The sequence below is a fragment of the Amycolatopsis sp. NPDC104587 genome, assembly GCF_055583645.1.
This window is the reverse complement of the sequence record NZ_JBVJNO010000004.1, coordinates 680,294-692,813: the sequence shown is the minus strand read 5'-3', so window position 1 is coordinate 692,813 and position 12,520 is coordinate 680,294. Positions and strand designations below refer to the sequence as shown.

Annotated in this window: 14 protein-coding genes; 5 read left to right on the top strand and 9 right to left on the bottom strand. The window is 69.4% G+C overall.

Annotation, left to right across the window (positions count from 1 at the left end):
• Positions 1 to 17 precede the first annotated feature (17 nt).
• The 6 genes from ACZ61C_RS15160 to ACZ61C_RS15135 form a co-directional block, all read right to left on the bottom strand.
• Positions 18 to 443 (bottom strand): heat shock protein transcriptional repressor HspR, encoded by a 426-nt coding sequence (locus ACZ61C_RS15160; protein ID WP_465306881.1) that lies wholly within the window; start codon positions 441 to 443, stop codon positions 18 to 20.
• A gap of 5 nt (positions 444 to 448) precedes the next feature.
• On the bottom strand, positions 449 to 1,621 hold the full coding sequence (gene dnaJ / locus ACZ61C_RS15155; protein ID WP_465306879.1) for a molecular chaperone DnaJ: 1,173 nt from the start codon (positions 1,619 to 1,621) through the stop codon (positions 449 to 451).
• Between the two features lie 36 nt (positions 1,622 to 1,657).
• A complete protein-coding gene (gene grpE / locus ACZ61C_RS15150) occupies positions 1,658 to 2,365 on the bottom strand; it encodes a nucleotide exchange factor GrpE (protein ID WP_465306877.1) in 708 nt (235 codons plus the stop codon).
• Positions 2,362 to 4,236: a molecular chaperone DnaK gene (dnaK, locus tag ACZ61C_RS15145; protein ID WP_465306875.1), complete on the bottom strand. Its 1,875-nt coding sequence runs from the start codon at positions 4,234 to 4,236 to the stop codon at positions 2,362 to 2,364. Before dnaK ends, grpE begins: the two co-directional genes overlap by 4 nt.
• Positions 4,237 to 4,463: 227 nt before the next feature.
• Positions 4,464 to 4,637, bottom strand: coding sequence for a hypothetical protein (locus ACZ61C_RS15140; RefSeq protein WP_465306873.1), 174 nt, complete (start codon positions 4,635 to 4,637; stop codon positions 4,464 to 4,466).
• A 30-nt stretch (positions 4,638 to 4,667) separates the two neighbouring features.
• Complete coding sequence (locus tag ACZ61C_RS15135) at positions 4,668 to 5,438, bottom strand: DUF4097 family beta strand repeat-containing protein (RefSeq protein ID WP_465306871.1); 771 nt, start codon at positions 5,436 to 5,438, stop codon at positions 4,668 to 4,670.
• A 172-nt stretch (positions 5,439 to 5,610) separates the two neighbouring features.
• Between ACZ61C_RS15135 and ACZ61C_RS15130 the strand changes: the two genes are divergently transcribed.
• The 4 genes from ACZ61C_RS15130 (at position 5,611) to ACZ61C_RS15115 (ending at position 8,773) form a co-directional block, all read left to right on the top strand.
• Positions 5,611 to 6,144, top strand: a complete 534-nt coding sequence (locus ACZ61C_RS15130) for a YbhB/YbcL family Raf kinase inhibitor-like protein (RefSeq protein WP_465306869.1) — start codon at positions 5,611 to 5,613, stop codon at positions 6,142 to 6,144.
• A gap of 93 nt (positions 6,145 to 6,237) precedes the next feature.
• Positions 6,238 to 7,080, top strand: coding sequence for a helix-turn-helix domain-containing protein (locus tag ACZ61C_RS15125; protein ID WP_465306867.1), 843 nt, complete (start codon positions 6,238 to 6,240; stop codon positions 7,078 to 7,080).
• Entirely contained in the window at positions 7,077 to 7,238 is a 162-nt protein-coding gene (locus tag ACZ61C_RS15120) for a DUF397 domain-containing protein (protein ID WP_465306865.1), read from the top strand. Before ACZ61C_RS15125 ends, ACZ61C_RS15120 begins: the two co-directional genes overlap by 4 nt.
• Positions 7,239 to 7,396: 158 nt before the next feature.
• A complete protein-coding gene (locus tag ACZ61C_RS15115) occupies positions 7,397 to 8,773 on the top strand; it encodes a purine-cytosine permease family protein (protein ID WP_465306863.1) in 1,377 nt (458 codons plus the stop codon).
• Here ACZ61C_RS15115 and ACZ61C_RS15110 read toward each other — a convergent pair.
• From ACZ61C_RS15110 to ACZ61C_RS15100, 3 genes are read right to left on the bottom strand one after another with little or no spacing between them, the layout of a single operon-like run.
• Entirely contained in the window at positions 8,731 to 9,165 is a 435-nt protein-coding gene (locus ACZ61C_RS15110; RefSeq protein WP_465306861.1) for a GNAT family N-acetyltransferase, read from the bottom strand. The two genes, ACZ61C_RS15115 and ACZ61C_RS15110, sit on opposite strands and share 43 nt — an antisense overlap.
• 21 nt (positions 9,166 to 9,186) lie before the next feature.
• Positions 9,187 to 9,747 carry a TetR/AcrR family transcriptional regulator gene (locus ACZ61C_RS15105; protein WP_465306859.1) on the bottom strand — a complete coding sequence of 187 codons (561 nt, stop codon included), beginning with the start codon at positions 9,745 to 9,747 and terminating at the stop codon, positions 9,187 to 9,189.
• Positions 9,744 to 10,073 carry a DMT family transporter gene (locus ACZ61C_RS15100; RefSeq protein WP_465306857.1) on the bottom strand — a complete coding sequence of 110 codons (330 nt, stop codon included), beginning with the start codon at positions 10,071 to 10,073 and terminating at the stop codon, positions 9,744 to 9,746. The genes ACZ61C_RS15105 and ACZ61C_RS15100 overlap by 4 nt, the downstream gene beginning before the upstream one ends.
• Before the next feature lie 153 nt (positions 10,074 to 10,226).
• Between ACZ61C_RS15100 and ACZ61C_RS15095 the strand changes: the two genes are divergently transcribed.
• Positions 10,227 to 12,455 carry a (Fe-S)-binding protein gene (locus ACZ61C_RS15095; protein ID WP_465306855.1) on the top strand — a complete coding sequence of 743 codons (2,229 nt, stop codon included), beginning with the start codon at positions 10,227 to 10,229 and terminating at the stop codon, positions 12,453 to 12,455.
• The last annotated feature ends 65 nt before the right edge of the window (positions 12,456 to 12,520 follow it).

Here is a 12,520-nt window from a genome sequence, read left to right as displayed (position 1 = left end):
TTTGCGTGCTCAGGACGTCAGCGGCGCTTCGGCCGCCAGACCACCATCGCGGTCTGCGGGTTCAGCGGAACCAGGTCCCGGCGGTAGGACGCGTGCGCCGCCGCCGCGGCCTGTTCCCCGGCCGCGTACGCCGCGGCCAGTTCTTCGGTCAGCTCCTGCAGGCGGGCCCGCAGCGCGTCGACCTGGTTCTCCAGCTCGATGATGCGCTTGATGCCGGCCAGGTTGACGCCGTCTTCCTGCGACAGGCGCTGGACTTCGCGCAGCAGCGCGATGTCCCGCATCGAGTAGCGCCGCCCGCCACCGGACGTGCGGCCCGGGGACACCAGGCCCTGCCGGTCGTAGGTGCGCAACGTCTGCGCGTGCATCCCCGCCAGCTGGGCCGCCACCGAGATGACGAACACCGGGGTCTCTTCGTCCCCCTCCTGGGGAATCCCGCCGAACATCCCACTCACCTGCCTTCGAGCAGCTCAGTGATCTCGGGCCGGGGGTCGTGCCCGGCCATCGCCTCGGCGTACGCCTGCAGAGCTTCGCGCGCCTTGTCGTCCAGTTTGGCGGGAATCGCCGCGGTGAGGGTGACGAGCAGGTCACCCTGCGCGCCGTCACGCTTGGCGATGCCCTTGCCGCGCACGCGCAGCACCCGCCCGCTCGCGGTGCCCGGCGGCACCTTGAGCGAGACCTTGCCTTCGAGGGTCGGCACGGTGATCGTGGTGCCGAGCGTGAGCTCGGTGAAGTCCACCGGCACGGAGATCGTCAGGTCGAGCCCCTTGCGCCCGAACAGCGCGTGCGGAGCCACGTGCACCCGGACGTAGAGGTCGCCCGCCTGCGCGCCACCCCGGCCGGGCTCGCCTTGGCCGGCCAGCCGGATCCGCTGGTCGTCGTCGACACCCGACGGGATCCGGACGGTCAGCGTGCGGGTCCGCGTGCTGACGCCTTCGCCGCCGCACTCGGGGCACGGGTCGTCGATGATCTGCCCGCGGCCGCGGCAGTCGCGGCACGGCTCCGAGAACGCGAACGCGCCCTGGCTGCGGCTGACCAGCCCCGAACCGGAACAGGTCGGGCAGGTCCGCGGCGAGGTGCCCGGCTTCGCGCCGTTGCCGCCGCACGTCGAGCAGGTCGCCGGGCTCGACAGCCGCAGCGGCAGGGTCGCGCCCTTGACCGCCTCGGTGAAGTCGATCCGGACGTCCGTTTCGACGTCGGCCCCGCGCTGGGGCCGGTTCGCCGTCGCGCCCGCCGTCGTCCGGCCGCGGCCGAACAACCCGCCGAGGATGTCGCCGAGCCCGCCGAAACCGCCCTGCTGCCCGGCGCCGGCCTGGCCGAAGATGTCCCCGACGTCGAAGCTGCCGGTGCCGCCGCCACCGGGGAAGTTGAACCCGCCCCCGCCGCCGCCGAACAGCCGCCGTGCCTCGTCGTACTCCTTGCGCTTGGCCGTGTCGGACAGCACGCCGTACGCCTCGGAGACGGCCTTGAACTTCTGCTCCGCCTCCGCGTTGCCGGCGTTCGCGTCCGGGTGGTTCTCCTTGGCCAGCTTCCGGTAGGCCTTCTTGATCTCGTCGGCTGTGGCGTCGGAGGAGACGCCCAGTTCACGGTAGAAGTCCTTGCCGATCCATTCCCGTGCGCTCATCGGGCGTCTCCTCCTCCCACTGGAACCGGATACTGCTTACTGCTGCTGGTCATCGAGGCGCCCGTCGAGTGGCAGCTCGCCACCGACGGACGGGTCCACCGGGGCCGCGCCGGGCTCGTGGTCGGTCACGCCGACCAGCGCCGCCCGCAGCACGCGGTCCCCGAAGCGGTACCCGCGGCGCATGACCACGGTGACCGTCGGGCCCGCCACGTCGGGCGAGGTGTTGTGCTGCACGGCTTCGTGCACGCTCGGGTCGAAGGCCTCGCCCTCGGCGCCGAACGACTCGAGCCCCGCGCGCTGGAGCCCGGTGATCAGCTTGTCGCCGACGGCCTTGAACGCCCCGGTGAGGTCACCGTGCTGCTCGGCCCGCTCGAGGTCGTCGAGCAGCGGCAGCAGGTCGTTCACCACCGTCGCCTTCGCGCCGAGGACGACCGCCTCGCGGTCACGCTCGACGCGCTTGCGGTAGTTGGCGTACTCGGCCTGCAGGCGCTGGAGGTCGGCGGTGCGCTCGGCCAGCTCCTTCTCCACGCCGGAGACCACCACGACGGAGTCGTCCACAATGGACTCGCCCAGCGAGGGGCCCGCGTGCTCCACAGGCTCCTCGTCGGGGTCCGGCGCGGCGTGGGCCGGACCGGGCGGGCGGACCTGCCCGGTCTGGGGGTCCACCCGGCGCCGGTCCCGCACGACCACCGGCTCCTCGGGGCCGCGGCCCTGGTTCTCGGATTCGTCGTAGCTGTGGGTCACTTCTTTTCGTCCTCTTCGACGATCTCGGCGTCCACCACGTCATCGGCCTTGGCGCCCGTCGCGCCGGCCGCACCGGCGTCGCCACCGGCCGCGCCCGAAGCGCCGGCCGCACCCGCGGCCGTGTCGGCGTTCGCGTTGGCGTACAGGGCGGTGCCCAGCTCCTGCGAAGCGGTGTTCAGCTTCTCGATCGACTCGCGGATCTTCGCCGAGTCGGTGCCCTTGAGCGCCTCGTTCGACTCGTCGATCGCGGACTTGACCTTGGCCTTGAGGTCCTCGGGCAGCTTGTCGTCGTTGTCCTTGAGGAACTTCTCGGTCTGGTAGACCAGCGTCTCGGCCTGGTTGCGGGTCTCGGCCTCTTCGCGGCGGGTCTTGTCTTCCTCGGCGTGCGCCTCGGCGTCCTTGACCATCCGCTCGATGTCGTCCTTCGGCAGCGCGGAGCCACCGGTGATCGTCATCGACTGCTCCTTGTTCGTGCCGAGGTCCTTGGCCAGGACGTGCACGATGCCGTTCGCGTCGATGTCGAAGGTGACCTCGATCTGCGGCACGCCACGCGGGGCGGGCGGGAGACCGGTCAGCTCGAACATGCCGAGCTTCTTGTTGTGCGCGGCGATCTCGCGCTCACCCTGGAACACCTGGATCTGCACCGACGGCTGGTTGTCGTCCGCGGTGGAGAAGATCTCCGAGCGCTTGGTCGGGATCGTGGTGTTGCGCTCGATGAGCTTGGTGAACACGCCACCCTTGGTCTCGATGCCCAGCGACAGCGGCGTGACGTCCAGCAGCAGGACGTCCTTGACCTCGCCCTTCAGGACACCGGCCTGCAGCGCCGCGCCGACCGCGACGACCTCGTCCGGGTTCACGCCCTTGTTCGGCTCGCGGCCGCCGGTCAGCTCCTTGACCAGCTCGGACACGGCCGGCATGCGGGTGGAACCACCGACGAGCACGACGTGGTCGATGTCGCCGACGGCGATGTTCGCGTCGCGGATCACGTTGTTGAACGGGTTGCGGGTGCGCTCGAGCAGGTCCGAGGTGATCTTCTGGAACTCGGCGCGCGAGAGCTGCTCGTCGAGGAACAGCGGGTTCTTGTCGGCGTCGACCGTGATGTAGGGCAGGTTGATGCCGGCCGAGTTCGAGCTGGACAGCTCGATCTTCGCCTTCTCCGCCGCCTCGCGGATGCGCTGCAGCGCCATCTTGTCCTTGGTCAGGTCGATGCCGTTCGTGGCCTTGAACTTGTCGACCAGCCACTTGACGATGCGCTCGTCCCAGTCGTCGCCACCGAGGTGGTTGTCACCGGAGGTCGCGCGGACCTCGACGACGCCCTCGCCGATCTCCAGCAGCGAGACGTCGAACGTGCCGCCACCGAGGTCGAAGACCAGGATGGTCTGTTCCTTCTCGCCCTTGTCCAGGCCGTACGCCAGCGCGGCGGCGGTCGGCTCGTTGACGATGCGGAGCACGTTCAGGCCGGCGATCTGGCCGGCTTCCTTGGTGGCCTGCCGCTGCGCGTCCTCGAAGTACGCCGGGACGGTGATCACCGCGTCGGTGATCGTCTCGCCCAGGTACGCCTCGGCGTCGCGCTTCAGCTTCATCAGCACTCGCGCGCTGATCTCCTGCGACGTGTAGTTCTTCCCGTCGATCTCGGTCTTCCAGTCGGTGCCGATGTGCCGCTTCACGGACCGGATCGTCCGGTCGACGTTCGTCACGGCCTGGTTCTTGGCCGGCTGGCCCGTCAGCACTTCGCCGTTCTTGGCGAAGGCGACGATCGAGGGGGTGGTCCGGGACCCTTCAGAGTTGGCGATGACCGTCGGCTCGCCGCCCTCAAGGACGGCGACGACCGAGTTGGTCGTGCCGAGGTCGATGCCGACCGCTCGCGCCATGGTGCTTTCCTCCTGTGTAAGCCTGCTTCGTCCGTGACCTGCACGTTCGCCCCCGCCTTGAGCGGGGCCTTGGCAAGTTCTATCGGGCCTTCGCGTGTCGCGTCAAGCTGGACTTGAGTCGACTGCGCTCAACCTCTACGTCCAGCCTAACGACCGGCTCCGGGTTCTTGTTCCCGGCCTCGGCGCCCGAACTCGCCCCGAACGGGTGTGACTCCGCTCACGGGGTCTCACCGGACGTGCACGACGGCCAGCTTCGCCAGGTGCGGGGACGTGACGCTGACCGGAACGCCCTGCGCGGGCGCAGGGCGTTCCGGTTCGCTGCGGAGGAAGCCGACGACGCCGAACATCGTGATGGCGCCGGCCAGTGCGGCGGCCAGGACCCGCCGTTCGATCTTGCCCATGGTGAAGGAAGCTCCAGTGGTGAGAAAGGGTCAGGCGGCGCGGACGGTCACACTGCCGCTGTCGGTCGTGAGGTCGAGGGTGTGCGGCGCGGAGCCGTCGGTCGGGACGTCGATCTCGCGGTGCCCGCTGTCGCTGTCCCCGAGGACGCGGTAGGGCCCGCCCGGCACGGCGACCTCGACGCTGCCGCTGTCGGCCTTCACCTTGACGTTGTTCGGCTCGGCGAGGGTGAACTCGACGCTCCCGCTCGACGACGTCACGTCGACCGGACCGCGCACGTCGGTGCCGCTGATGCTGCCGGAGTCGGCGTGCAGCTGGACCTCCCCGACGTTCCGCAGGTCGATCCCCCCGCTGTCGAGCCGCAGCTTCACCAGGCCGGGCACGTCCTCGACCCGGGCGTGCCCAGAGTCGGCCTGGACGTCCACGCTCGCCATCCCGGCGATGTCGAGGCCACCGGAGTCGACCTTCCCGGTGACGGGGATGTTCGCCGGCACGACGACCTCGAAGTCGACCGAGCAGTTCGTCCCGCAGTCGGTGAGCACGAGCTGGTCACCCTCGACGCGGTAGAAGGTGTCACCGGGGTTGCCGCGCCAGTGGTAGTTCACCTCTTGGTGGACCGTCGCGGGCCCCGACCCCGCGCGGATCTTCACCGAGCCCGAGTCGCCTTCCAGCTTCACGCTGCGGATCGACTCCGAAAGCGTCTTGGTGTTCTCGAAGTCCGATCCCCAGCCCCAGCCGAACGCGGTCGCCAGGCCGACGCCGATCAGGACGATGCCACCTACGGCAAGAAGCGGGCGCGCCATGGTCGTTGGTCCCCTCAGTTGTTTCCTCTGCTGCGAAAACGGTATTGGCGAAGGGATGGCCGGCACATGGGGGTAACCCCCCGAAAGACCCTGAGATCCGTCCCTGACACGCGGGGGTGGCGGGAGGGGCCTAACCTGGCGCAAGACTCCAGTTCCATGATCAGGAGGATCCATGCCGCAAGCACCCGGCCCGTACGAATCCCTGCCCGACGTGCCGTCCTTCACCGTCCGGAGCACCGACGTCGCCGACGGCGAAACCCTGGCCACGCCCCACTTGTCCGGCATCTTCGGCGCCGGCGGCGAAGACCGCTCGCCGCACCTGGCCTGGGAAGGCTTCCCCGCGGAGACGAAGAGCTTCGCCATCACGTGTTACGACCCGGACGCCCCGACCGGCAGCGGCTTCTGGCACTGGGCCGTGTTCAACGTCCCGGCCTCGGTGACGGAGCTGGCTTCGGGCGCGGGCGACGGCTCCGGCCTCCCCGACGGAGCGGTGACGTTGAAGGGCGACGGCGGCGTCAAGCAGTTCCTCGGCGCGGCTCCCCCGCCCGGCCACGGCCCGCACCGGTACTACTTCGCGGTGCACGCGCTCGACGTCGACAAGCTCGAGGTCGATGGTGAGGCGACCCCGGCGTTCCTGGGCTTCACCATGTTCGGCCACACACTGGCGCGCGCGGTGATCACGCCGGTGTACGAGAACAAGGGTTAGGTTTCACAGGTCAGGTTTCACGGCCCGGCGCTGTCGCGGATCGGCGACAGTGCCGGGCACGTTTTTGTCGGTGGCCGATGACACACTGCGGTCATGTCACCACCGATAGCGACACCCCGGTCGCGAGCACTGGGGTTCGGGCTGAGGAAGGCGCGCCAGGCGCGCGGCATCGGCCTGCGCGAGCTGGCTCGCGGGGCGGACGTCCGCCCGGGCGACCTGTCCAACTGGGAGCTCGGGCTGCGGGTGCCCAAGGTCGAGGAGGTCGCGCTCCTGCTCGGGCGGATGCAGGTCAGCGTCGAGGAGCGGACGCGGCTGCTCGAGCTGGCGGAGAACGCCCGCGAGCCCAACTGGCTCGAGCGCGACATGCCGGATGCCCCACCGGTCCTGACCACGCTGGCCGAGTACGAGCGCACCGCCGCCTCGATCTTCAGCTGGCAGCCGATGCTGGTGCACGGGTTGTTGCAGACCCCGGACTACGCGCGGTCCGTCCTGGTTCGCGGCGGCACGCCGGCCCAGCTGCTCGAATCGCGCCTGCGGGTCCGCATGATCCGCCAGGCCGCGCTCCGCGAGCGCGGCGCGCCCGAATGTTCCATCCTCATCGGCGAATCCGCCCTCCGGCAGCCGATCGGCGGCGCCGAGACCCTGCTCGACCAGCTTCGCCACCTCCTCGAACTCCCGTCGAAGCTCGCCGCGCGGATCGTTCCGTCCGGCGGCGACTACCACCCCGGGCTCAACGGTTCCTTCAGCGTCTTCGAGTACTCCGACCTGCCCGCGATCGTCTTTCTGGACCAGTACCGCGGCAGCGCCTACCTCTACGATGAGGATCAGGTGGCGGACTACAAGTCGGCCGCGCGGACCATGACCTCCCTCGCCATGGACTCGGCCGAATCCCACGAGTTCATCGAGGGGGTGATCGCCGAACTGGAGGCTTCATGACCTGGCGGAAGTCCAGCCACAGCGGGCCCGAAGCCGAGTGCGTCGAAGTGGCGCTCGCGGAAGTGGTGCAGATCCGCGACACCAAGGACCGCCCGGGCGGAACCCTCCGGATTTCCCCCCGATCGTGGGAAGCACTCCGCACCGACCTCACGCGGTGATCCGGCCCGTCACCCCCGGCGACTGACGGGAGTGGCGCGACCTCCGCCTGACCAGGCAGCCGTCTGGAATACCAGACGAAATCGCCGCCACAGGCCTAGGACCGGCCCGCCGGGCGACGGTTAATACCTCCCGAAGCACGATCAGCAGGAGGCACACCGTGGCGGCGACGCTCGAACGCAGGTCCATCGACCCGGTCCCGGAGACCGAACGGCACGGCCACCCGCGCAGCCTCTTCACGCTCTGGTTCGCGGCGAACATGCAGATCACGTCGGCCGTCACGGGGGCGCTGACCGTGCTCGTCGGGGTGCACCCGCTGTGGGCGCTGGTCGCCGTCCTGGGCGGGAACGTCCTCGGCGGCGTCCCGATGGCGTTGCACGCCGCCCAAGGCCCGAAGCTGGGCATCCCGCAGATGATCCAGTCGCGCGCGCAGTTCGGCGTGTACGGCGCCGTCCTGCCGCTGGTCCTGGTCGTCGTGATGTACCTCGGGTACTTCGCCAGCGGGAACGTCCTGGGCGGACAGGCCGTCGCGGAGATCACCGGCCTCCCGGCCGACGCCGCGATCGGCGTGTACGCCGCCCTTTCCGCGCTGATCGCGATCGTCGGGTACCGGCTGATCCACCGGTTCGGCTGGGTGGCTTCCGCCTTGAGCGTCGTCGTCTTCGTGTACCTCACGGTCCGCCTGGTCGGCGGCCACGACCTCGGCGCCGTCCTCAGTGCGCCGACCCTCGACTTCCCGAAGTTCCTGCTCGCCCTCTCCCTGACGGCGTCGTGGCAGCTGACGTTCGGCCCGTACGTCGCGGACACCTCGCGCTACCTGCCGTCGGCGACGTCGGTGCGCGCGACCTTCTGGTGGACCTACGGCGGCACGGTCCTCGGCGCCACGTGGGCGATGTCGTTCGGCGCGCTCGCGTACGCCGTCGCCGGGAAGGCGTTCAAGGGCCACGAAGTCGCGTACGTCGTCGGCCTCGGCGGTAAGGCGCTGCTCATCCCGTTGCTGCTGGCGATCGCGCTCGGCAAGTTCACGGTGAACGTGCTGAACATCTACGGCGGGTACATGACGGTCGCGACCGCGCTCACCGCGTTCAGCCGCAAAGCCGCGCTGTCGCAGCAGGCCCGCGTCGGGTACATCGCGATCGTCGGGGTGCTCGGCGGGGTCATCGCGGTGCTCGGGCGCGGGGAGTTCCTCGGGAACTTCGTGCTGTTCCTGGACTTCCTGCTGTACTTCCTGACGCCGTGGAGCTCGATCAACCTGGTCGACTTCTACCTGGTGCGCAGGGAGTCCTACGACCTCGAAGCGATGTACGACCCGAACGGCCGCTACGGCCGCTGGGCGGCGCCGGCGCTGATCGCGTACTTCGCCGGGATCGCCGTGCAGATCCCGTTTTCGAACGTCGAAGGCATCTTCGTCGGCCCGATGGCCCCCCTGCTCGGCGGCGCCGACATCTCGTGGCTGATCGGCCTGGCCGTCCCGGGCGCGCTGTACTTCGCCCTTCAGCGCAAGGCTTCCTTGTTGACGCCTTCGCGTTCGAGGTAGCGGCCCTTGGTGTGCTCGCCGAAGCCGAACTGCCGGTAGAGCCCGTGCGCGTCGGCGGTGTGCAGCATCCAGCGGAAGCCGGCGCCGGGCCCGTTGTCGATCATCTCGCGCACGATCTCCTTGCCGAGCCCGCTGCCGCGCGCGGAGTCCACCACGAAGACGTCGGCGAGGTAGGCGCTGCTGACGCCGTCCGAGAAGGCGCGCGCGAAGCCGACCATCTCCCCATCGCGGTACGCGCCGACGACCCGCCACGAGCTTTCGATCGCGGCTTCGACCTGTTCGCGCGTGCGCCAGCGGCCCCAGTAGGCCTCGGTGGAGAGGAACTTCCACACCACTTCGAGGTCCGGCCGCGTCCGGTCGTCGTCGAGCTCGTAGGCACCGAAAGTCCGCATGATCCGAAACTAAGCCAAGCGTCAACGCGGTTTCAGCAGGTAGTCCACCACCGGCCGCAGCTCGTCCGCGGACGGCGGCCCGTCGTCGATCAAACCCTGGATCAGCAGCCCGTCGATCCCGGCGAGGAACACCCGGAACGCCACCTCGTCGTCGTGCCTCACCATCGACGTCAGGACGTCCAGCCAGCGCCGCGCGGCCGGGCGGAGCTCCGGCTTCCGCGCGGCCAGCAGGTACAGCTCGTACTCGGCCATGGTCCGCCCGCGCCGCGGCCCGAGCGCCTCCGCGAGCAGGCCCGCGACCTCCTCGGCGCCGCGCGAGCCGCGGGAGCGGGCGCGGTCGATCATCCAGTAGACCTCGGTCGCCATGTCGCGGGCGCACGAGATGAGCGTCGCGACCAGCAGGTCGTCCAGCGACGAGAAGTGGTAGGTCGTGGACGTCGTGGGCACGCCGGCCTCGGCGGCGACCGTCCGGTGCGTCACGCCCGCGACGCCGTCTCGCTCGATCACGCGCAGCGCGGCCGCGATGATCTCCGCGCGCCGCTTCTCCCCGCGTACCTTCCGGCCGTCGACCTGCAGTTTCACGATGACGCACTCCCCAGCTCGATCAGCACCACCCCGCCGATCACGAGCGCCAGCCCGGCGATCATGGCGGCGTTGACCGGCTCCTTGAGGAACACCACGCCGATGATCGCCACCAGCGCGACCCCGGCCGCGGCCCAGATCGCGTACGCGACGCCGACGGACAGCCCCAGCTTCAGCACCTGCGAAAGCGCGACGAACGCGATCGCGTACCCGATCACCACGACGATCGATGGCCCGAGCTTGGAGAAGCCCTCGGAGAGCTTCAGCGAGACCGTCGCGGAGACCTCGGCGGCGATCGCCAGCGCAAGCAGAAGGTACGCACCCATAGGGTGAAAACTACCTGAACGATCGTCCCGAAACAAAGAGCGACGTACACCACATCGGTGGGACTTAGGCCCACTCAACGGGTTACTCATCAGTAAGGACGGTTAGTCTCCCGGCACCACCACTGATCCATCCGGACGAAAGGCACCCGAACGATGGGCGCTCTGCAACTGACGCTCGGCGGGATCTCCGTCGTGCTCGGCCTCGTCGCCTGGGGCATGTTCGCCGCGACGATCGCCCGTTTTGTGCGGGTCATCCGCCTCGGGCAGCCCGACGCGACCCGCAACGGCCCCTTCATGCCCCGCATGAAGACGCTGATCAAGGAGTTCGCGGCCCACACCCGGATGAACCGGAAGCGCAGCGTCGGACCGGCCCACTGGCTGGTCATGTGGGGCTTCCTGCTCGGCTCGCTTGCCCTGTTCGAGGCCTACGGCGAGGTCTTCGTCCCGCACTGGGGCTGGCCGATCCTCGACGACTTCCCGCCGTTCCAGCTGCTCATGGAGCTGCTCGGGGTCGGCACGATCGTCGGCATCCTGGTGCTGATGGCGATCCGCCAGCGCAACCACCCGCGCCGCGCCGACCGCCAGTCGCGCTTCCAGGGCTCCAACTTCAAGTGGGCCTACTTCATCGAGGCCGTCGTCCTGATCGAGGGCATCGGCATCATCGGCGTCCGCGCCGCGAAGGCCGCGCTCGGCGCGCACGAGACGCCGACCTGGGCCGCCTTCGTCTCGAACCCGATCGGCCAGCTGCTGCCGGCCAGCCCGAACCTGGTCACGGTGTTCGCGTTCGTCAAGCTGATGAGCGCCACGGTCTGGCTGATCGTCGTCGCGCGCACGATGACCATGGGCATCGCGTGGCACCGCTTCAGCGCGTTCTTCAACATCTACTTCAAGCGCGAGCAGGACGGCGGCGTCGCCCTCGGCGCGCTCAAGCCGATGATGAGCGGCGGCAAGGTCCTCGACCTCGAGGAAGCCGACCCGGACGAGGACACCTTCGGCGTCGGCAAGATCGAGGACTTCAGCTGGAAGGGCTGGCTGGACTTCTCGACGTGCACCGAGTGCGGCCGCTGCCAGGAGCAGTGCCCCGCGTGGAACACCGGCAAGCCCCTGTCGCCGAAGCTGCTCATCACGCAGCTGCGCGACCACGCGTACGCGAAGGCGCCGTACTTGATGGCCGGCGGCAAGCGCGACATGGCCGGCGACGAGGTCGGGCTGTCCGGCGACAACATGTACGCCGGGATCGACGTCCTCGCGATCGCCGAATCCCAGAAGGCCCTGATCGGCGACGACGGCGGTGTCATCGACCCCGACGTCCTGTGGTCGTGCACCAGCTGCGGCGCCTGCGTCGAGCAGTGCCCGGTGGACATCGAGCACGTCGACCACATCGTCGACATGCGCCGCTACCAGGTGATGATCGAGTCGTCGTTCCCCAGCGAGCTGAACGGCATGTTCAAGAACCTGGAGAACAAGGGCAACCCGTGGGGCCAGAACGCCAAGGACCGGCTGGCCTGGACCGAGGACCTGGACTTCGAGGTCCCGGTGTTCGACGGCGACATGGGCGACGCCGAGTACCTCTTCTGGGTCGGCTGCGCCGGCGCGTTCGAGGACCGCGCGAAGAAGACGACGCGGGCGGTCGCCGAGCTGCTGCACATGGCCGACGTCAAGTACAAGGTGCTCGGCTCGGAGGAGTCCTGCACCGGTGACCCGGCCCGCCGCGCGGGCAACGAGTTCCTGTTCCAGATGCTGGCGCAGCAGAACGTCGAGGTCCTGAACTCGGTGTTCGAGGGACGTGAGCGGAAGGCCCGCAAGGTCGTCGTGACCTGCGCGCACTGCTTCAACACGCTCGCCAACGAGTACCCGGAGCTGGGCGGCCAGTTCGACGTCGTGCACCACACGCAGCTGCTGAACCGCCTGGTGCGGGAGAAGCAGCTGGTCCCGGTGGCGCCGGTCGCCGAGGACGTCACCTACCACGACCCGTGTTACCTCGGCCGCCACAACAAGGTCTACGAGGCGCCGCGCGAGCTGGTCGGCGCGACCGGCGCGCGGCTGCGCGAGATGCCGCGGCACGGCGACAAGTCGATGTGCTGCGGCGCCGGCGGCGCCCGCATGTGGATGGAAGAGAAGATCGGCAAGCGGATCAACGTCGAGCGCGTCGACGAGGCGCTCGGCACCGCGCCGTCGAAGATCGCGACCGGCTGCCCGTTCTGCAAGGTGATGCTGAACGACGGTCTGACGGCCCGCCAGAGCGACGGCAGCGCGAGCGAGAAGGTCGAGATCGTCGACGTCGCGCAGATGCTGCTGGAGTCGGTCAAGCGCAAGCCGGAGCCGAAGCCGATCGCCCTCGGGGCGCCGACGCTCGCGGCGGAGCCCGCCGAAGAAGCCTGACGACCCGCGGCCCGGCCATGACATTCGTCCTGGCCGGGCCGTGATCGTTGGCCCAGGCACCGTCC